This window comes from Chthonobacter rhizosphaerae (assembly GCF_013839525.1).
Classification (GTDB): Bacteria; Pseudomonadota; Alphaproteobacteria; order Rhizobiales; family Pleomorphomonadaceae; genus Chthonobacter; species Chthonobacter rhizosphaerae.
The window spans coordinates 197,558-217,237 of record NZ_JACDIS010000006.1; the positions used below are offsets into that span (position 1 = coordinate 197,558).

Consider the following 19,680-nt stretch of genomic DNA (forward strand, 5'->3'; position numbering starts at 1 on the left):
TGGACCGCCGGGCCACCGAGGTCGGGCGAACGCCGGGCGGGTGGGGAATGACGCCATGGATCCCGGACGGATGCCGCTCGTCGCGATCGACGCGGTCGTGCTCGACACCGAGACGACCGGGCTCGATCCGGCGCGGGCCCGCCTCCTGCAGATCGGCGCGGTGACGATCGCCGGCGGTCAGCTGCGCGCGGACGAGACGTTCGAGACGCTCGTCGACCCCGGCGAACCGATTCCCGCCGCTTCCACCCGCGTGCACGGGATCGACGACCGCACCGTGGCGGGAGCCCCCGCCGCCGCGGCTGCCCTGGAGCGGCTGGAGAGCTGGATCGGCGGGCGGCTCGTGATCGGCCATTCGGTCGGCTTCGACCTCGCCATCCTGAAGCGCGAGGCGCAGCGCTTCGATCGGCCGCCGCCGCTCCTGCGCGCGCTCGACACGCGGCTCCTCGCCCGCATCGCCAACCCGAACCTGCCGGACGTGTCGCTGGAAGTGCTCGCCAGCTGGCTGAACCTGGAGATCTCCGGTCGGCACACGGCGCTCGGCGACGCCCGGGCGACCGCCGCCATCTTCCTCGCCCTGGTGCGGAAGCTGCGCGAGAAGGGCATCCGGACCGTCGCGGAGTCCGAGGCGGCGAGCCGCCGGCTCACCGACGCCATGGAGGCCCAGCACGCCGCCGGCTGGGCGACGATGGAGGGAGCGGTGGCGGACGCGGAGCGCACCCTCGCCCGCATCGACAGCTATCCCTACCGGCACCGGGTGTCGGACGTGATGGCGGCCACCCTGCGGACCGCCGATCCGGCCGAAAGCCTGGAGGCGGCGCTCCGCCGGATGGTGGACGCACGGGTGAGTTCGCTTTTCGTGGTGGACATGCCGCCCGATGGCCAGCCGGCCGCGGCCGACGCCGGCATCGTGACCGAGCGGGACGTGATGCGCGCCCTCGCCCGCGCGGGCGCGGCGGCCCTGGCGGCGCCCGTGTCGTCGGCCATGTCGAAGCCGATCGCGACCGTGCCGGCGGACGCCTTCCTCTACCGGGCCATGGGGCGGATGACCCGCCTCGGCATCCGCCATCTCGGCGCGGTGGACGAGGCCGGCCGGCTCGTCGGCGCCCTCTCGGCCCGCGATCTCCTCCGCCTGCGCTCCGGCATGGCGACCGCGCTCGGCGACGCCATCGACGTGGCGGAGAGCGCGCCGGCGCTGGCGCTCGCCTTCGCCAAGCTGCCGGCGCTCGCCGACAGCCTGATCGCCGAGGCGGTGCCGATCGCCGACATCGTGGCGGTGATCTCGCGGGAGGTTGGCGCGCTGACCCGGCGGGCCGCCCTGCTGGCGGAGGCGCGGATGATGGACGAGGGCCGGGGTCCGCCGCCCTGCCGCCATGCGGTCGTGGTGCTCGGCTCCAGCGGGCGCGGCGATAGCCTGCTCGCCGCCGACCAGGACAACGCCATCCTGTTCGAGCGCGGCGAGCCGGACGGCCCCGAGGACCGCTGGTTCGCCGCCTACGGCGCCCACCTCAACGACATCCTCGACGCCGCCGGCCTGCCCTATTGCAAGGGCGGCGTGATGGCCCGGACGCCCGCCTGGCGCGGCAGCCTCGAAACCTGGAGCGGCCGGATCGACACATGGGTGCGCCGCTCCCGGGCGGAGGACATCCTGGCGGTCGACATCTTCTACGATCTGCGCGCCGTGCACGGCGACGGCGCGCTGGCGCGGGACGTGCTCGCCAAAGCCTATGAGGCGGGGCGCACCTCCCTGCCCTTTCTGAAGCTGCTGGCGGCGGAGCTGGAGTCCTGGTCGCCGCCACTGACCCTGTTCGGCTCGCTGCGCACCGCGGACGGGCGGGTCGACCTGAAGCTCGGCGGCTTCCTGCCCGTGGTCACCGCCGCGCGCGTGCTCTCGATCCGCCACGGCGTCGTCCGCCGGGCCACGCGCGACCGGATCGCGGAGCTGCGCGCCCGCGCGATCGGCCACGACGCCGACCTCGCCCACATGGTGGAGACCTACGACCTGATCCAGCGCCTCGTGCTGGAGCAGCAGCTCGCCGACGGCAAGGCCGGACGTCCGCTCGGCAACGCCGTGGAGGTCGGCCGCCTCGGCCGCGACACACGGGCCGCCCTCAAGGCCGCCCTCGGGCGCCTCGACACGGTTCCCCAGATGACGCGCGACGCCCTGTTCTGAGCGACAGACAAGCGTGATATGCGGGCTGGGGAGGTGGTGGGCGGTGACGGTCTCGAACCGCCGACATCCTGCGTGTAAAGCAGGCGCTCTACCAACTGAGCTAACCGCCCGTCCGGCTGCGGCGCTTCGACGCCGCGCGCGGCCAAACCGGGATGTACGGCCTCTGTCGGCCCTTGGCAAGCCTTCGCGGAGCGGGCCGGCGGCGGGGGCCCCGGAAGCAAAGACGGGCCGGGGACCTTTCGGCCACCCCGCCCGCTCATCCTGCCGGCCCACTCGCCGGGCCATCTCGCCAGTCGGACCGGCCGCCCGTTTTGCGGGGGTGTCCTGCCCGCCTGCCCGTCCCGTCCTTCCCGGCCGGATGTCCCGCCGGGGTCCGGACCGGGAGCCCATCGGCTCCCGCGTCCGGAGGTCGGTCGGCGGGAGGCCCGGGGCGGCGCGGTCGCACCGCCCGGACCCGCCGTCCGGTCAGCCGTTGACGGCGTCCTTGAGGCCCTTGCCGGCGCGGAACTTCGGCTGCTTGGAAGCCGGGATCTGGATCGTCTCGCCGGTCTGCGGGTTGCGACCTTCGGTGGCGGCGCGCTCGGTCACGACGAAGTTGCCGAAGCCGACGATGCGCACCTCGTCACCGGCCTTCAGGGCGGCGCTGATGACGTCGAACACCGCGTCCACAGCCTCGCCGGCCTGCGCCTTGGTGAGCGACGCCTTGTCGGCGACCTGCGAGACCAGATCGTTCTTGTTCATGTCTTATCCCTTTTTCGATCCGTGACGGAGGCGATCGACCGACCGCCACCTCGGGCGGCACGTTTCCCGGATTTCCGCCCAAAAGCAAGAGGCGACCCGGCGGAAAAAGGCGGTTTTCCGCTCTCCGTGACCAAAATGGCCCGCTGCGGCGAGCAGGCGCCGGGGCGGATCGAAGCGGCTCGGGACTGCAAGCCGCCTTGCCTGCCCGGGGCGCGCTCCTCCGTTCGGTCGGACATGAAAAAACCCCGGCGACGGGTCGCCGGGGTTCTTCGTGGGGTCGACTTGGGCCGGACGGCCCGCGCCTCAGTGGGCGGTGACGGCGGAGGGGTCCTCGTCCGGCAGCGGCGCGCTCGCCACCACCTTCGATTCGTCCCACTCGATCGCCTCGGGCATCCGGGTGAGCGCGTTCTTCAGCACCTCGTCCATCCGGGAGACCGGGATGATGTCGAGCCCGCTCTTCACGTTGTCCGGGATGTCCGCCAGATCCTTGGCGTTCTCCTGCGGGATCATCACGGTCTTGATGCCGCCGCGGTGCGCGGCGAGCAGCTTCTCCTTCAGGCCGCCGATCGGCAGCACGCGGCCGCGCAGGGTGATCTCGCCCGTCATCGCCACGTCGTGGCGCACCGGGATGCCGGTCATGACCGACACGATGGAGGTCACCATGGCGATGCCGGCGGACGGGCCGTCCTTCGGCGTCGCGCCTTCCGGCACGTGCACGTGGATGTCGCGCTTGTCGAACAGCGGCGGCTCGATGCCGAAGTCCACGGCGCGGCTGCGGACGTAGGACGCCGCGGCCGTGATGGACTCCTTCATGACGTCGCGCAGGTTGCCCGTCACGGTCATGCGACCCTTGCCCGGCAGCTGCACCGCCTCGATGGTGAGGAGCTCGCCGCCGACCTCGGTCCACGCCAGACCGGTGACGACGCCCAGCTGGGCCTCCGCCTCGGCCTCGCCGTAGCGGAACCGCGGCACGCCCAGGTAGTCCTCGACCTTCTCGGCGGTAACGGTGATCGACGCGCCCTCCACCTTGTTCTTCAGGAGCTCGGTCACGGCCTTGCGGGCGAGCGTCATCATCTCGCGATCCAGGTTGCGGACGCCCGCTTCCCGGGTGTAGCGGCGGATGACGGTGCGGATCGCCTCCTCGGTCACCTCGTACTCGCCCTTGCGCAGACCGTGGTCGGCGATGGACTTGGGGATGAGGTGGCGCTTGGCGATCTCGACCTTCTCGTCCTCGGTGTAGCCGGCGATCCGGATGATCTCCATGCGGTCCATCAGCGGCGCCGGGATGTTCAGCGTGTTCGCCGTGGTCACGAACATCACGTCCGAGAGGTCGTACTCGACCTCCAGGTAGTGGTCCATGAACGTGGAGTTCTGCTCCGGATCCAGCACCTCCAGGAGGGCGGACGACGGGTCGCCGCGGAAGTCCATGCCCATCTTGTCGATCTCGTCGAGCAGGAAGAGCGGGTTGGACTTCTTCGCCTTCTTCATCGACTGGATGACCTTGCCGGGCATCGAGCCGATGTAGGTGCGACGGTGGCCGCGGATCTCGGCCTCGTCGCGCACGCCGCCGAGCGACATGCGCACATACTCACGGCCCGTCGCCTTGGCGATGGACTTGGCGAGCGAGGTCTTGCCGACGCCCGGAGGGCCGACGAGGCAGATGATCGGGCCCTTGAGCTTGTTGGCGCGCGATTGCACGGCCAGGTACTCGACGATGCGCTCCTTGACCTTCTCCAGGCCGAAGTGGTCCTCGCTCAGCACCTGCTCGGCGTAGGCGAGGTCGTTGCGCACCTTGGAGCGCTGCTTCCAGGGGATGCCCAGCAGCCAGTCCAGGTAGTTGCGCACCACCGTCGCCTCGGCCGACATCGGGCTCATCTGGCGCAGCTTCTTCAGCTCGCCGAGGGCCTTTTCGCGGGCTTCCTTGGTGAGCTTGGTCTTGTTGATGCGCTCCTCCAGCTCGGCCAGCTCGTCGCGGCCTTCCTCGCCGTCGCCGAGTTCCTTCTGGATCGCCTTCATCTGCTCGTTCAGGTAGTACTCGCGCTGGGTCTTCTCCATCTGGCGCTTGACGCGCGAGCGGATGCGCTTCTCCACCTGGAGGACCGAGATCTCGCTCTCCATCAGGCCGAGCACGCGCTCCAGCCGCTCGGGCACGGCGGTGAGGCCCAGGATGTCCTGCTTCTCGGCGATCTTCACCGCCAGATGCGACGCGATGGTGTCGGCGAGCTTGGAGTAGTCGTCGATCTGGCCGATGGTGCCGAGCACCTCGGGCGAGACCTTCTTGTTCAGCTTCACGTAGTTGTCGAACTCGGCCACGACGGAGCGGGCCAGGGCCTCGACCTCGACGCGGTCGCCCTGGTCCTCCTCGAGGAGGGCGGCTTCGGCCTCGAAATACTCGGTGCGGTCGAGATAGCGGGTGATGCGCGCCCGCTTGCCGCCCTCGACCAGCACCTTCACGGTGCCGTCGGGCAGCTTCAGGAGCTGCAGCACGGTCGCCAGCGTGCCGACGTCGAAGATGGCGCCGGGCGCCGGATCGTCATCGCCGGCGTTCTTCTGGGTGGCGAGCAGGATCTGCTTGTCCGCGGTCATCACCTCTTCGAGGGCGCGGATCGACTTCTCGCGGCCCACGAACAGCGGCACGATCATGTGCGGAAAGACGACGATGTCGCGGAGCGGGAGGACCGGGAAGGTGTCCTTGTCGAGACCGGACGCGGAGGGAGTAGCGGCCATCGGGTAACGTCCTTTCTTATCGGCCCGCCTTCGGTGCGCTGTGCCCGGCTCCGGGAGGGGTGGAGCGGGCGATACGGCCGGGGCGGCCTTTCTGATCGACGCGGCGGAACGGCTCGGGACTAAAGGCCGGGGCCGGCCGATCCGTCGTGATTGGAAACGCGATACCGTGGAGGATCGGGCTAGGTCCGCCCCTCCGGTCAGCCGGGTCCGGATGCCCTTCTGAAGGCACATCCGGCACCGCCGATCGAGCTTCCGGCGCTGCCGCGTCCCACTTCAAGTGGCGGACAGCGCAGCCTTTTTCAAGTCCGCCGGCGAACCGGCGGCGGTGCGCGGCGGTCGCCCGCGCGCACCTTCGGAACGCCGTCCGTCAGGCGTTCGTGCCGGTCTCTTCCAGGCGCTCGGCGTAGACGTAGATCGGCCGGGCCTTGCCGTCCACCGTCTCCTGGCTGACCACGACTTCGCGCACCCCGTCGAGGCTCGGCAGCTCGTACATGGTCTCCAGCAGGATAGCTTCCATGATGGAGCGCAGGCCGCGGGCGCCGGTCTTGCGCTCGATGGCCTTGCGGGCGATCGCCTTGAGGGCGTCGTCCTGGAAGGTCAGCTCCACGTCCTCCATCTCGAAGAGGCGCTGGTACTGCTTGACCAGCGCGTTCTTCGGCTGGGTCAGGATGGTGACCAGGGCTTCCTCGTCCAGGTCCTCCAAGGTGGCGAGGACCGGCAGACGGCCCACGAACTCCGGGATGAGACCGAACTTCAGGAGGTCCTCCGGCTCCACCTCGCGGAAGAGCTCGCCGGTGCGGCGATCCTCCGGAGCGGACACCTGGGCCTTGAAGCCGATCGACGTGGACTTGCCGCGCTGGGAGATGATCTTCTCCAGGCCCGCGAAGGCGCCGCCGCAGATGAACAGGATGTTGGTCGTGTCCACCTGCAGGAATTCCTGCTGCGGGTGCTTGCGGCCGCCCTGCGGCGGCACGGAGGCCACGGTGCCTTCCATGATCTTCAGGAGCGCCTGCTGCACGCCCTCGCCCGACACGTCGCGCGTGATCGACGGGTTGTCGGACTTGCGGCTGATCTTGTCGACCTCGTCGATGTAGACGATGCCGCGCTGGGCCCGCTCGACGTTGTAGTCGGCGGCCTGCAGGAGCTTCAGGATGATGTTCTCCACGTCCTCGCCGACGTAGCCGGCTTCGGTGAGCGTGGTGGCGTCCGCCATGGTGAAGGGCACGTCGATGATGCGGGCGAGCGTCTGCGCGAGCAGCGTCTTGCCGCAGCCGGTCGGGCCGATCAGCATGATGTTGGACTTGGCCAGCTCCACGTCGTTGTTCTTGGCGGCGTGGTTCAGGCGCTTGTAGTGGTTGTGGACCGCCACAGCCAGGACCTTCTTGGCCTTGTCCTGACCGATGACGTAGTCGTCCAGCACCTTCCGGATGTCCTCGGGCGTCGGCACGCCATCGCGCGACTTCACCAGGTTGGACTTGCTCTCTTCCCGGATGATGTCCATGCAGAGTTCGACACACTCGTCGCAGATGAACACCGTCGGTCCTGCGATGAGCTTGCGCACTTCATGCTGGCTCTTGCCGCAGAACGAACAATAGAGCGTGTTCTTCGACTCGCCGCCGCTGACCTTGGTCATCCAATTCGTTCCTGCTCGGTTGTCGGACGGCTGGGCCGCCCGGACGATCCGATGGGGTTCCGCCACGCCTTGCAAGGTTGATGCCGAATGTATCCGGCTTCCCGTCCCTTGCGAGGGCGGCGCGGTCCCCCGACCGCACCGTCACTCCCGATCCCCGTCGCCGATGCATGCCGCCGCGGTGGGCGGCGCCCGCATGCTGACCCGACAGGGATCAAGATAGACTTAACGTTCGCAAGGCCGCCGACCAGTCGCCGCGATGACGATCGCCGCCCGGCCGACCGGCCGCCCTGCCCCACCTCGAACCCAACGCCCGAACAGCCACAAGGGTTTGTCGGGGCGTCGCGCCTGTCCTGCCGCACCCCCCCATGCCGAGGGGCGCGGCCGGACGTCCTCACTTGCCGGCGCCGCCTTCCAGCGCCACCCGGCTCTCGATCACGTCGTCGACGAGACCGAAGGCCTTGGCGGCGTAGGCGTCCATGAAGTTGTCGCGTTCCAGCGCCTCCTCCACGGCCTTCAGGTCCTGGCCGGTGTGCCGCACGTAGATCTCGTTCAGCCGGCGCTTCAGCTTCAGGATCTCCTGGGCATGGAGCATGATGTCCGCCGCCTGGCCGCGGAAGCCGCCGGAGGGCTGGTGCACCATGATGCGGCTGTTCGGCAGCGTGAAGCGCATGTCCTTCTCGCCGGCGGCGAGCAGCAGCGAGCCCATGGAGGCGGCCTGGCCGATGCAGAGCGTCGACACCTTCGGGCGGATGAACTGGATCGTGTCGTAGATCGCCAGACCCGATGTCACATAGCCGCCCGGAGAGTTGATGTAGATGGAGATCTCCTTGTTGGGATTCTCCGACTCCAGGAACAGGAGCTGGGCGCACACCAGGGTCGCGACACCGTCCTCGATGCCGCCCGTGATGAAGATGATCCGCTCCTTGAGAAGCCGGGAGAAGATGTCGTAGGCGCGCTCCCCGCGGTTCGTCTGCTCGACGACCATGGGAACGAGCGTGCTCATATAGAAGTCGACAGGGTCCTTCATGCCACTCCTCGGCGTCAGAAATGCCGGCGCAGGCGCCGGCCGGGCAGGCGCCCTCGGCTGCTGCAAATCGATACTCTCGGGGATCGTTACATCCCGGCTCGCCCGTTGGCTACACCGGAACGCCGAATTTTGCGTTCCCGCGAACCTCCACCTTCGTCAGGGTGAAGGGCCCATGACCGCGGGACGACCTCATATGGGCAGCTCTCCGGACAATTCAAAGGGGCGATTGGTCGCCGCCTCCGACAGGTCCGAGAGAGCCGACTCGGCCGTCGCCTTGGCCGTTCCCCGGAACGGAAACCGGCCGGGGAGCACCCTCCCCGGCCGGTCGCCCGTCGTTCGGTCGGTCGTCGGGATCAGGCCGCGGCGGCCTCGTCCTCGTCGTCCTTGAAGAGCTCTTCCTTGGTGACGGTCTTGTCCTCGACCTTCACCTGGCCGAGCAGGTAGTCCACCACCTTCTCCTCGAACACCGGCGCCTGGAGCGAGGCGAGCGCCTGCGGGTCCTTGCGGTAGTATTCGAACACCTGGCGCTCCTGGCCCGGGAACTGGCGGGCGCGCTCCACGAGGGCGCGCTGGATCTCGGGCTCGGTCACCTGGATCTTGTTCTCCTCGCCGATCTTGGAGAGGACGAGGCCCAGGCGCACGCGGCGCTCGGCGATCTTGGTGTACTCCTCGCGCGCCTTCTCCTCGGTCGTGCCTTCGTCCTCGAAGGACTTGCCGGTGCGCTCCAGTTCGCCCGTCACCTGACGCCAGATGATGTCGAACTCCTGGCCGACCAGGGTCGGCGGCAGGTCGAAGGAATACTGCTTGTCCAGCTGGTCGAGCAGCTGGCGCTTCACCTTCTGGCGGGTCTGCGCGCCGTACTGCGATTCGACCTGCGCCTTCACGGCCGCCTTGAGGGCGTCCAGGCTGTCGAGGCCGAGCGTCTTCGCCCAGTCGTCGTCGAGCTTCACCTCGCCGGGGGCGGCGATCTCGAACACCTCGATGTCGAAGGTGGCCGGCTTGCCGGACAGGTTCGGAGCCGGATAGTCCTCCGGGAAGGTCACCTCGATGACCTTGGTGTCGCCGACCTTGAGGCCGACGAGCTGTTCCTCGAAGCCCGGGATGAAGCGCTTCTGGCCGAGGAACACGTAGGCCCGGTCGTCGGCGCCGCCCTCGAAGGGCTCGCCGTCGATCTTGCCGAGATAGGAGATCTGCACCCGGTCGCCTTCGGCGGCGGCGGCGTCGGACTCGCGCGGCTCGTAGGAGCGGGAGCCCTCGGCGATCTGCGTCAGGCGCTCCTGGATCTCCTCGTCGGTCACCTCGACCACCGGGCGCTCGATGCTGACGCCATCCACCGGCTGCACGTCGAAGCTCGGGATCACCTCGTAGGAGAGCGTGAAGGCGAGGTCGGCGTCGCCGTCCAGGACCTTCTCGGCCTCGGCGTCGGCGAGGTCCACCTTCGGCTGCACGGCGGACTTCTCGTTCCGCTCCTCGACCGCCTTGGAGGTCGTCTCGCCGATGACGGTGTTGACGATCTCGGCCATGGCGGACTTGCCGTACATCTTCTTCAGATGCGTCATCGGCACCTTGCCCGGCCGGAAGCCGCGGATCTGCACGCGGCCCTTCAGGTCGTTGAGGTAGGTATCGAGGCGGCTGGCCAGTTCCGTCGCCGGAACGACGATCTTGAGCTCGCGCTTCAGCCCTTCGACGGCGGTTTCGTGCACCTGCATGGGTCGGTCTTTCGTCCCTGTCCTTCGAATCGATCTGTCCCGAGGCCCCTCGGCCCACGGGAAAGGCCGTATCGAGCATCGTCCTTGCGCCCCGGCGCCGGTTGCCGCTTCCGCGGCCGGCAGCGGCCGGCGCGAAAGCCCGGTCTCACCCGGCGGTCGGCGAGCTCGGCGGGACGGTTGGCCGGCGATACGATCCCAAGATGGATCCTGCCGATCTGGTGCGGGCGGAGGGACTTGAACCCCCACGGCTTTCGCCAACGGAACCTAAATCCGTCGTGTCTACCAGTTCCACCACGCCCGCCCGCCAAAGAGCACGCTCGCTTCGCGGCCGGGGCCCGAGGCGGCGTCTCTATATCACCGCGTTCTCTGGGGAGAAAGCGAAAAGGCGGCTCTGTTCCGGCTTCTCTCGGGCGCTTCCCTCAGGCGTCCGGCGGCGGCGGAAGGCCGGCGGCGAGCACCGGCCGGAGCGCCTCGACCAGATCGTCCGCGATCGCGCCGGGGCCGGCGTGCCGGCCCGTCTCGCCGTGCAGCCACACGCCCATGGCCGCCGCCTGGAACGGCGCGACCCCGCGGGCGAGAAATCCGGCGACGATTCCAGCGAGGACGTCGCCCGATCCGGCGGTCGCCAGGTGCGGCGGCGCGTTCTCGTTGATGGCCCCGCGCCCGTCCGGCGCGGCGATCACCGTGTCCGGCCCCTTGAGGACCACCACCGCCCCGCTCGCCGCCGCGGCGGCGCGCGCCCGCTCCAGCCGCGACCCGGACGCGTCGGGGAAGAGACGCGCGAACTCGCCCTCGTGCGGCGTCATGACGGCGGGCGCCGGGCGGGCCTTCAGGGCCGCGAAGGCCGCCTCCCGGTCGGAGCGGGCGATCAGCGTCAGCGCGTCCGCGTCGAGCACCAGGGCCGGCGCGTGGCCGATCATGTGGTCGACCGCCTCGCCCCGGTCGCCGTCGAGGCCGAAGCCGGGGCCGATCACCACGGCGCGCAACCGCCCGTCGGCGGCGATCGCCCGGAGGTCCGCCGCCGTGTCGGCGGGCTTCACCACCAGCGCGGCCCTGTAGGCGGCCACAGTGGCGACGGCGTCGGTCGGGGCCGCCACGGTGACGATCCCCGCCCCGGCCCGCAGCGCCGCGACGGCGGCCAACCGGGCCGCCCCCGAGGCCTGCACCGGGCCGGACGCCACGAGAACCGCGCCGCGCGAATACTTGTGGAGGTCGGCGACCGACTCCGGCCAGGCCGCGCGCCAGAGCCCCGGCCCGTTGGCGATCGTGGCCGGCGCGATGGCGCCGAGCACGGACGGCTCGATCCCGATGTCCGCCACCTTCACGAGCCCCGCGTGGAGCCGCCCCGGCAGCAGGAGGTGACCCGGCTTGCGGCGGAAGAAGGTCACCGACCGCGTCGCCTCCACGGCGACGCCGAGCACCGCGCCGGTCGCCCCGTCGATCCCGCTCGGCAGATCCACCGCCACCACCACCGCGCCGGCCCGGCGTGCGCGGTTGATCGCGGCCACCAGGTCGGCCGCCGCCCCGTCCAGCGGCCGGGCGAGGCCGGCGCCGAACAGCGCGTCCACGATCACCGTCGCCTTGGCGAGCACGTCCGGATGCGCCGGCTCCACCTCGCCCCGGAAGAGGCCGGCCGCCCAGGCGGCGTCGCCCTTCAGCGCCGCCCTGTCCCCGAGAAGCCCCAGCCGCACGATGAACCCGCGCTGGGCGAGCACGCGGGCGACCACGAAGCCGTCGCCGCCGTTGTTCCCCGGCCCGCACACCACGGCCACGCGCGTGCCCTGCGCGTGGCGCGCGGAGATGTCGTCCGCCACCGCGTAGCCGGCATGCTCCATCAGGACGGTGCCGGGCGTCCCGGCCTCGATCGTCAGCCGGTCCGCCCGGGCCATCTCGGCCGGAGAGAGCAGCGCGGCGCCTTCGTCGTCGAATCGCATCGTGGTCTCCTGGCGCGGCCGCGCCCGCCGGCAGGGCGGATCTGCCGCAGTCGCCGTCCCGCCGGCGTCCGCCGCCCACCGGCGAGGCACCGCCGGACGGCCGGACGTCGGCCCGTCAAGTCTATGCCGCGGAAAACGCCCGGCGAAAGGGCGGAATGCCCACCTGCGAGGCCGAACCGCTGCTTGGCCATCACGCAAGCGGCCCACCTTGACGCCGCTAAAACGCCCACCTCGTGTGCAATTGCCTAATTTGTGGGCCTAATATTCGGCCTTGCCTGCACAAGGGACGAACCGGCATTGTGCGCACGCCTCATTTCGCGCCACTCAGATGGCTCGCGCCGTGTGGCACAGCGCGTGCTTCGGACTAGCCCGTTCCGGCCACGTGAGGCGGTCGAAACCAAGCGGCGAGGACAGGGAGGCGATGAAGAAAATCGAGGCTATCATCAAGCCCTTCAAACTCGATGAAGTGAAGGAAGCGCTGCAGGACGTTGGCCTGCAGGGCATCACGGTCACCGAGGCGAAGGGGTTTGGGCGCCAGAAGGGTCATACCGAGCTGTATCGCGGCGCCGAGTACGTCGTCGACTTCCTGCCGAAGGTGAAGGTCGAGGTCGTCCTGACCGACGAGATGGTCGACAAGGCCGTCGACGCGATCCGCAATGCGGCCCAGACCGGCCGCATCGGCGACGGCAAGATCTTCGTCTCTCCCATCGAGGAAGCCGTGCGGATCCGCACCGGCGAGACCGGCAACGACGCCATCTGACGGCGCCGCGCGCGCCTGCCCGGATTACCCGTTTCACCGCAGCCCGGGCGCGCCCGGACGCGGTCCAGAAAAGTTCAAGAAGTCTGAAAGGAAGGGCCTATGACCACTGCTGCCGACGTGTTGAAGAGGATCAAGGACAACGACATCAAATACGTCGACCTGCGCTTCACCGACCCGCGCGGAAAGCTGCAGCACGTCACGTTCGACGTGTCGCTCGTTGACGAGGACATGTTCGCCGAAGGCACCGCCTTCGACGGCTCCTCGATCGCCGGCTGGAAGGCGATCAACGAGTCCGACATGACGCTGATCCCGGACGCGAGCACCGCTCACGTCGATCCCTTCTTCGCCCAGTCGACCCTCGCGATCTTCTGCGACGTCATCGACCCGATCTCCGGCGAGCCCTACAACCGCGACCCGCGCTCGATCGCCAAGAAGGCGGAGGCCTACGTGGCCACCCTCGGCATCGGCGACAAGGTGTTCTTCGGTCCGGAAGCCGAGTTCTTCGTGTTCGACGACGTGAAGTTCGCCGCCGAGCCCTACCACACCGGCTTCAAGATCGACTCCGCCGAGCTGCCGATCAACTCCTACACGGACTACGAGTCGGGCAACCTCGGCCACCGCGTCCGCAAGAAGGGCGGCTACTTCCCGGTCCCGCCGGTGGACAGCCTGCAGGACATCCGCTCGGAGATGCTCTCGGTCATGGCCGAGATGGGCGTCGCCGTCGAGAAGCACCACCACGAGGTGGCGTCGGCCCAGCATGAGCTCGGCCTGAAGTTCCAGACGCTGACCACCGTCGCCGACCACCTGCAGATCTACAAGTACGTGATCCATCAGGTGGCCAACGCCTACGGCAAGTCGGCCACCTTCATGCCGAAGCCGATCTTCGGCGACAACGGCTCGGGCATGCACGTGCACCAGTCGATCTGGAAGGAAGGCAAGCCCGTCTTCGCCGGCAACCAGTACGCCGACCTTTCGGAGACCTGCCTCTACTACATCGGCGGCATCCTGAAGCACGCCAAGGCGATCAACGCCCTCACCAACCCGTCGACCAACAGCTACAAGCGCCTGGTCCCGGGCTACGAGGCCCCGGTGCTGCTTGCCTACTCGGCCCGCAACCGCTCGGCCTCGGTGCGCATCCCGTACACCACCAACCCGAAGGCCAAGCGCCTGGAAGTCCGCTTCCCGGACCCGACCGCCAACCCGTACCTGGCGTTCTCCTCGATGCTGCTCGCCGGCCTCGACGGCATCAAGAACAAGATCCACCCGGGCGACGCGGCCGACAAGAACCTCTACGACCTGCCGCCGGAAGAGCTGAAGGCCATTCCGACCGTCTGCGGCTCGCTGCGTGAGGCCCTGGCGTCCCTCGACGCCGACCGCGACTTCCTGAAGGCCGGCGGCGTGTTCGACGACGACTTCATCGACAGCTGGATCGAGCTGAAGATGGAGGAGAACATGCGCTACGAGATGACCCCGCACCCGGTCGAGTTCGACATGTACTACTCGGTCTGATCGGGCGGCCGGCTTCGGCCGGCATCCCATCGGCTCCAACGGACGGGGCGGCCTTCGGGCCGCCCCGTTGCGTTCCTGCGCCCGGAAACGCCGGCTTTCGGCCGCCTCGACCCGGCGCCGGGCCGCCGAACCGGCGCCCGTCCACCCCTCCGTACATGTCCCATCCGCGTCCGTCCGGATCGGATGAGAGCGGCGCGCGGGGTCGTACATGGTCCGAAGCCGGCTCCCTTCCCGACGCCGGCGATGACGGCCGGCCTCTCGGGCCGCCGCATGGAGGACGCCATGTACAAGGATCTCCTCATCCCGTTCAGCACCTTCCCGGATCCGGTTCCGGAGGCTTCCGCCCGCGCCGCGGTGCGCTTCGCCAAGCGGATCGGCGCCGGGATCTCGGCGGTCTCGTTCGACCTGGAGTTCCACCCGCCGGCGAACGCGATCGCCAACATGCTGCTCGACCTGCCGGGCATGGTGGCGACCGCCACCGAGCGCGCCAAGGCGAACGCGATCTCGGCCGACCGGGCCTTCGAAGCCGCGTGCCGGGAGACGGGCGTCACCGGCGACGTCCGGACCTTCCGGTGCGAGGAGTCCCGCGTCACCGGCTTCGTCACCGAACTCGCCCGGCTTCGCGACCTGACCATCATGGCGGCCCTGGAGACCGGCGTTCAGCAGCAGTATGTGGCGGAGAGCGTCATCTTCGGGTCGGGCCGGCCGGTGCTGCTCCTGCCCGCCGCCGCCACGGACGTGCCGCTGAAGACCGTCGCGGTCGCGTGGGACTGGTCGATGCCCGCCGCCCGGTCGCTCGCCGACGCGCTGCCGATCCTCCGGATGGCCGACGAGGTCCGCGTCTTCACCGTGGGCGACGAGAAGGACCTGCCGTCGTCGCGGGGCTTCGACGACCTGAAGCGCCACCTGGGTCTCCACGAGGTGGAGGCGGTCTGCGAAGTCGTGGACGGCGGCCGCCGGCCGATCGGCGACACCCTGGCGGACTATGCGGCCACCCGCGGCGTCGACCTCCTGGTGATGGGCGCCTTCGCGCATTCCCGGATGCGCGACTTCATCCTCGGCGGCGCGACCCGCAGCGTGGTGGCCGCCCCGCCGGTGCCGGTCCTCCTGTCGCACTGACGCTTGAGGGACGGGCCGGCGAGCGATCTCGTCGGCCCGTCACACAACTGTCGTCCGGCTGTTACGGATCGCCATTATCCACGATGCCGGCGGCCTGCCCCCGGAGGCCGCTCACCGCAGTCACGCGGCCGCAGACGCCGCGCAGCAACGTGGAGGCTCGCAATGAGTGACGTCGATCTGTCCAACCTGTCCTGGGACGAGTGGGACGAGCGCATCAATCCGCCGCCGGCCGTGACCGATTTCGACCGCGTGGTCGAGACGGCGATCTCCCGCCGCGGCTTCCTCGGCGGTCTCCTGGTGTTCGGCTCCGGCGCCGCCGCCCTCGGCACCGGCCTCCTGTCGCCCTCCGCCGCCCTCGCCTCCACCAGCCGCTTCGCCTTCAAGCCGATCCCGATCGCGACCGACGGCACCGTCCACGTGCCGGAAGGCTACACCTGGAAGCCGCTCGCCAAGTGGGGCCAGCCGCTCTTCTCCGGCGTGTCCGACCTCGACCACGCCACGGGCGGCGATCTCGCCAGCTCGGACAAGGTGTTCGGCGAGAACACCGACGGCATGGAGGCCTTCCTGGTCGGCGGCCGTCAGGTGATCGCCATCAACCACGAGTACGTGAACGAGAAGGTCAATCTGCCCAAGAACGAGAAGGGCATGCCGACGAGCGCCGACGACGTCGTCAAGCTGCAGAACCTGCAGGGCGTGACCGTCATGGAGATCGCCGAGGGCGATGACGGCTGGTCGATCGTGCTCGACAGCCCGTACAACCGCCGCATCCACCACCGCACCCCCATGAAGCTGACCGGCCCCGCCGCCGGCCACGACCTTGTCAAGACCGACCTCGACCCGACCGGCATGGAGGTGCTCGGCACCCTCAACAACTGCGGCTCGGGGAAGACCCCGTGGGGCACCTATCTGACCTGCGAGGAGAACTTCAACGGCTACTTCGGCTCCACCGTGGCCGACGCCAAGCTGCCGGGCGACTACAAGCGCTACGGCATCGCGGCCGAGGGCCGTTACGCCTACGAGAAGTTCGACGAGCGCTTCGACGTCTCCAAGCATCCCAACGAGCCGCGCCGCCACGGCTACGTGGTCGAGATCGATCCGTCCAAGCCGGACTCCACCCCGCTGAAGCACACGGCCCTCGGCCGCATCAAGCACGAGAACGCCGCCTGCGTGGTGGCCCGTGACGGCCGCGTGGTCGTCTACATGGGCGACGACGAGCGCGGCGAGTTCCTCTACCGCTGGGTCTCCAACGGCGTCTACGTGCCGGGCGGCGACACCTCCACCCTGCTCGTCGACGGCACGCTGTCGGTGGCGAAGTTCGCCGAGGACGGCAACGGCGAGTGGCTGGCGCTGACCCCGGAAAGCACCGGCATGTCGGCGGCCGAGATCGCCGTGTTCACCCGCATGGCCGCGTCGAAGGTGGGCGCCACGACCATGGACCGTCCGGAGTGGGTCGCGGTCAGCCCGGTCGCGGCCGAAGCCTACTGCTGCCTCACGAACAACAGCCGCCGCGGCACCCTGACCGACGACGGCAAGCCGCGCGGCAACGCCGGCGGCGACGTGATGGCGGTCGGAGGCCCGAACCCGCGCGCCAAGAACGAGTACGGCCAGATCGTGCGCTGGTACCCGGCGGACGAGGACCACACGGCCGGCGGCTTCAAGTGGGACCTCTACGTGATGGCCGGCAACCCGGTCGTCCACAAGGACGCCTACGCGGGCTCCGGCAACATCAACGAAGGCAACATGTTCAACTCGCCGGACGGGATGATGATCGACTCGACCGGTCTGATCTGGATCCAGACCGACGGCGAGGACACCAACGAGGGCGAGTTCGCCGGCCAGGGCAACAACCAGATGCTCGCCGGCGACCCGGCGACCGGCCGCATCGAGCGCTTCCTCACCGGCCCGAAGGGCTCGGAGGTCACCGGCCTCACCTGGTCGGCCGACCGGCGCACCATGTTCGTCGGCATCCAGCACCCGGACGCGCCGTTCCCGGACGGCGAGGGCAAGCTGCCGCGCTCGACCGTGATCGCCATCAAGCGCGACGACAACGCCCTCGTCGGCTGACGCCGCCCGAGGCTGTCCGTTCGGAACAGGGGGGCGCGCCGGGCAACCGGCGCGCCCCTGCTCTTTCGGCGGGATAGTCCCGCTGGCCGCTCCATTTCATAAAGCGTCATCCCGGCAAACGCCGAGCCCGGATGGCCACCGCGTCCGTCGCAGGCATCGCTCTCGGCTTCTCAACAGCGTCATCCCGGCGAACGACGAGCCCGGATGGCCACCGCGTCCGTTGCGGGCATCGCACTCGGCTTCTCAACAGCGTCATCCCGGCGAACGCCGAGCCCGGATGGCCACCGCGTCCGTCGCGGGCATCGCACTCGGCTTCTCAACAGCGTCATCCCGGCGAACGCCGAGCCCGGGTGGCCGCCGCGTCCGTCGCAGGCGTCGCACTCGGCTTCTCAACAGCGTCATCCCGGCGAACGCCGGGATCCAACCGTCACCGAAATCATCCGAACCGGTGCGGATGACGCCCCGTCGGTTGGATCCCGGCGTTCGCCGGGATGACGGAATGGAGCCGCGCCCAAAAGCCCCCCCGCCGCCCCCCCCTCACCCGTACCGGTTCGCCGCCTCTACGGTCAGGCCCAGGCCGACGCTGCCGAACGTGTCGCCCTCGACCACGCGGGCGGCGGGGACCGCGGCCAGGATGGCGGCGCGGACGTGCTCCAGGCGGGTGGAGCCTCCCGTCAGGAAGACGGCGTCGATGGCGTCCGCCGTCACGCCCGCCTGCCTGAGGCAGGTGTCCACCCGGGCGGCGATGCGGCTCGACAGTGTCTCCGTGTGGGCGACGAGGTCGCGGCGCTCCACCGCGGCGGCGAGGCCCGCCTCCAGGAAGGCGAGGTCCACGGCTGCCCTGCCCTCCTCGGACACGGCGATCTTGGCGCCCTCCACGCCGATGGCGAGCGCGTGGCCGCGCTCCTCCTCGACGACCCGCACGAGCCGGCCGAACAGGCCGGGGTCGGCGGCGTCGCGCTCCACCTCGTGAAGGGCGCGCAGGGTCTTCGGCTCGTAGAGCCGGTTGATGTTCGACCAGGTGGCGAGGTCGTGGAAATAGCCGGACGGCACCGAAAGCCCCTCCCGCTTCATGGCCGAGCGGTAGCCGAGGAGCGGCATCACCACGCCGAGCGAGAGCAGCCGGTCGAAGTCCGTGCCGCCGATCCGGACGCCGTCGTTAGCCAGGATGTCGGCCGCGCGGTCGGGGCGGCCGCGCCGGTCCGGCCCCAGGCGCACGATGGAGAAGTCGGACGTGCCGCCGCCGATGTCGGCGATCAGCGCCAGCTGCTCGTCGCCGATCTGGCGCTCGTAGTCCAGGCTGGCGGCGATCGGCTCGAACTGGAACGACACCTCGCGGAAGCCGATGTCGGTGGCGATCGCGTGCAGTGTCGCCTCCGCGCGCGCGTCGCCGGCCGGGTCGTCGTCCACGAAGAACACCGGCCGGCCGTGGACCACCGCGTCGAGCGACGCGCCGGCCGCGGTCTCCGCCCGGCGCTTGATGGTCCCGAGATAGTCCGCGATCACCCGCCGGAAGGTGAGGCGCTGGCGGCCGACGAGCGTCGTCTCGTCGATGAGCGCGGTGCCGAGCACGGACTTCAGGCTGCGCATCAGCCGGCCGTGCTCGCCGTCCACATAGGCGCCCACGGCGGCCCGGCCGACTCGGGTCGCGCCGGTCTGCGGATAGAAGATCGCGCTCGGGATCGTGTCCGCGTCCCCCTCCAGGGGCACGAGCGCGGGCTGTCCGGCGCCGGCGACGCCGAGCGTGGTGTTGGACGTGCCGAAGTCGAGACCGCAGGCGGCCATGGAAGGTCTCCGGAGCATGAGGGGCGAATGCGGTCGGCCGACGGGCGCCAGGAGCGTACCGGCCGGCGGGGCGAACCCGTTCGCACGGGACGGCCCGCGATGCAAGCGACCAGACCTGCCGGCGGGTCAGAGCAGGGTTGCGAACAGGCCGGCGAGGATCAGCGTCGGCGGCAGCCGCCGGAGCACGCGCGCGGCGGCGGGACCGACGCTCGGCAGCGGCGGCCCGTCCAGCTTGTCCTCCAGGTCGCGCCGCAGCGCGCCCAGCGAACAGGCCGCCAGGCTCGCCTGGATGCCCAGCATGGCGAGGTCGGCCGAGGCGGCCCTGACGGCGGGCGACTGACGCATGACGCTCCCGGACATAGCTTTTGGACGCACCCCACCCGAACGCGCGCGCACCCGGTCGGGATCCGCCGCACCGGATCGGGCCCGCGCGGGTGCCCGATCCGGGCAGCATGCCCCAGCGCCCTTAACGACGGGTCACCGGCTTGCGCCGAGGTCGCCA

13 protein-coding genes and 2 tRNA genes are annotated in these 19,680 nt (G+C 69.9%); 5 read left to right on the top strand and 10 right to left on the bottom strand.

Going from position 1 to position 19,680, the window contains the following annotated elements; all coding sequences use genetic code 11:
• The first annotated feature begins 55 nt into the window (after window positions 1–55).
• Window positions 56–2,170 carry a DUF294 nucleotidyltransferase-like domain-containing protein gene (locus tag HND91_RS12945; RefSeq protein ID WP_181706992.1) on the top strand — a complete coding sequence of 705 codons (2,115 nt, stop codon included), beginning with the start codon at window positions 56–58 and terminating at the stop codon, window positions 2,168–2,170.
• A gap of 34 nt (window positions 2,171–2,204) precedes the next feature.
• On the opposite strand, the gene HND91_RS12950 is transcribed toward HND91_RS12945, so the two are convergent.
• The 8 genes from HND91_RS12950 to HND91_RS12985 form a co-directional block, all read right to left on the bottom strand.
• Window positions 2,205–2,280 (bottom strand) — tRNA-Val (locus HND91_RS12950).
• Window positions 2,281–2,635: 355 nt separating this feature from the next.
• Window positions 2,636–2,911, bottom strand: a complete 276-nt coding sequence (locus HND91_RS12955; protein WP_181706993.1) for an HU family DNA-binding protein — start codon at window positions 2,909–2,911, stop codon at window positions 2,636–2,638.
• A 303-nt stretch (window positions 2,912–3,214) separates the two neighbouring features.
• Window positions 3,215–5,638, bottom strand: coding sequence for an endopeptidase La (gene lon / locus HND91_RS12960; RefSeq protein ID WP_181706994.1), 2,424 nt, complete (start codon window positions 5,636–5,638; stop codon window positions 3,215–3,217).
• Between the two features lie 367 nt (window positions 5,639–6,005).
• A complete protein-coding gene (clpX, locus tag HND91_RS12965; RefSeq protein ID WP_181706995.1) occupies window positions 6,006–7,271 on the bottom strand; it encodes an ATP-dependent Clp protease ATP-binding subunit ClpX in 1,266 nt (421 codons plus the stop codon).
• A 391-nt stretch (window positions 7,272–7,662) separates the two neighbouring features.
• On the bottom strand, window positions 7,663–8,298 hold the full coding sequence (locus HND91_RS12970) for an ATP-dependent Clp protease proteolytic subunit (protein ID WP_181706996.1): 636 nt from the start codon (window positions 8,296–8,298) through the stop codon (window positions 7,663–7,665).
• Between the two features lie 353 nt (window positions 8,299–8,651).
• Window positions 8,652–10,007, bottom strand: coding sequence for a trigger factor (gene tig, locus HND91_RS12975; RefSeq protein ID WP_181706997.1), 1,356 nt, complete (start codon window positions 10,005–10,007; stop codon window positions 8,652–8,654).
• A gap of 216 nt (window positions 10,008–10,223) precedes the next feature.
• Window positions 10,224–10,308: transfer RNA gene (locus tag HND91_RS12980), tRNA-Leu, on the bottom strand.
• 118 nt (window positions 10,309–10,426) lie between these two features.
• Entirely contained in the window at window positions 10,427–11,941 is a 1,515-nt protein-coding gene (locus HND91_RS12985) for an NAD(P)H-hydrate dehydratase (RefSeq protein ID WP_181706998.1), read from the bottom strand.
• A 421-nt stretch (window positions 11,942–12,362) separates the two neighbouring features.
• Here HND91_RS12985 and HND91_RS12990 point away from each other — a divergent pair, with 421 nt between their 5' ends.
• The 4 genes from HND91_RS12990 (at window position 12,363) to HND91_RS13005 (ending at window position 17,393) form a co-directional block, all read left to right on the top strand.
• Window positions 12,363–12,701: a P-II family nitrogen regulator gene (locus HND91_RS12990; protein ID WP_181706999.1), complete on the top strand. Its 339-nt coding sequence runs from the start codon at window positions 12,363–12,365 to the stop codon at window positions 12,699–12,701.
• 99 nt (window positions 12,702–12,800) lie between these two features.
• On the top strand, window positions 12,801–14,210 hold the full coding sequence (gene glnA, locus HND91_RS12995; RefSeq protein WP_181707000.1) for a type I glutamate--ammonia ligase: 1,410 nt from the start codon (window positions 12,801–12,803) through the stop codon (window positions 14,208–14,210).
• A 243-nt stretch (window positions 14,211–14,453) separates the two neighbouring features.
• Window positions 14,454–15,329: a universal stress protein gene (locus tag HND91_RS13000; RefSeq protein ID WP_181707001.1), complete on the top strand. Its 876-nt coding sequence runs from the start codon at window positions 14,454–14,456 to the stop codon at window positions 15,327–15,329.
• Window positions 15,330–15,491: 162 nt separating this feature from the next.
• On the top strand, window positions 15,492–17,393 hold the full coding sequence (locus HND91_RS13005; protein ID WP_181707002.1) for a PhoX family protein: 1,902 nt from the start codon (window positions 15,492–15,494) through the stop codon (window positions 17,391–17,393).
• A 537-nt stretch (window positions 17,394–17,930) separates the two neighbouring features.
• Here HND91_RS13005 and HND91_RS13010 read toward each other — a convergent pair.
• A complete protein-coding gene (locus HND91_RS13010; protein WP_181707003.1) occupies window positions 17,931–19,178 on the bottom strand; it encodes an Hsp70 family protein in 1,248 nt (415 codons plus the stop codon).
• 126 nt (window positions 19,179–19,304) lie between these two features.
• Complete coding sequence (locus HND91_RS13015; protein WP_181707004.1) at window positions 19,305–19,523, bottom strand: hypothetical protein; 219 nt, start codon at window positions 19,521–19,523, stop codon at window positions 19,305–19,307.
• Window positions 19,524–19,680 lie beyond the last annotated feature (157 nt).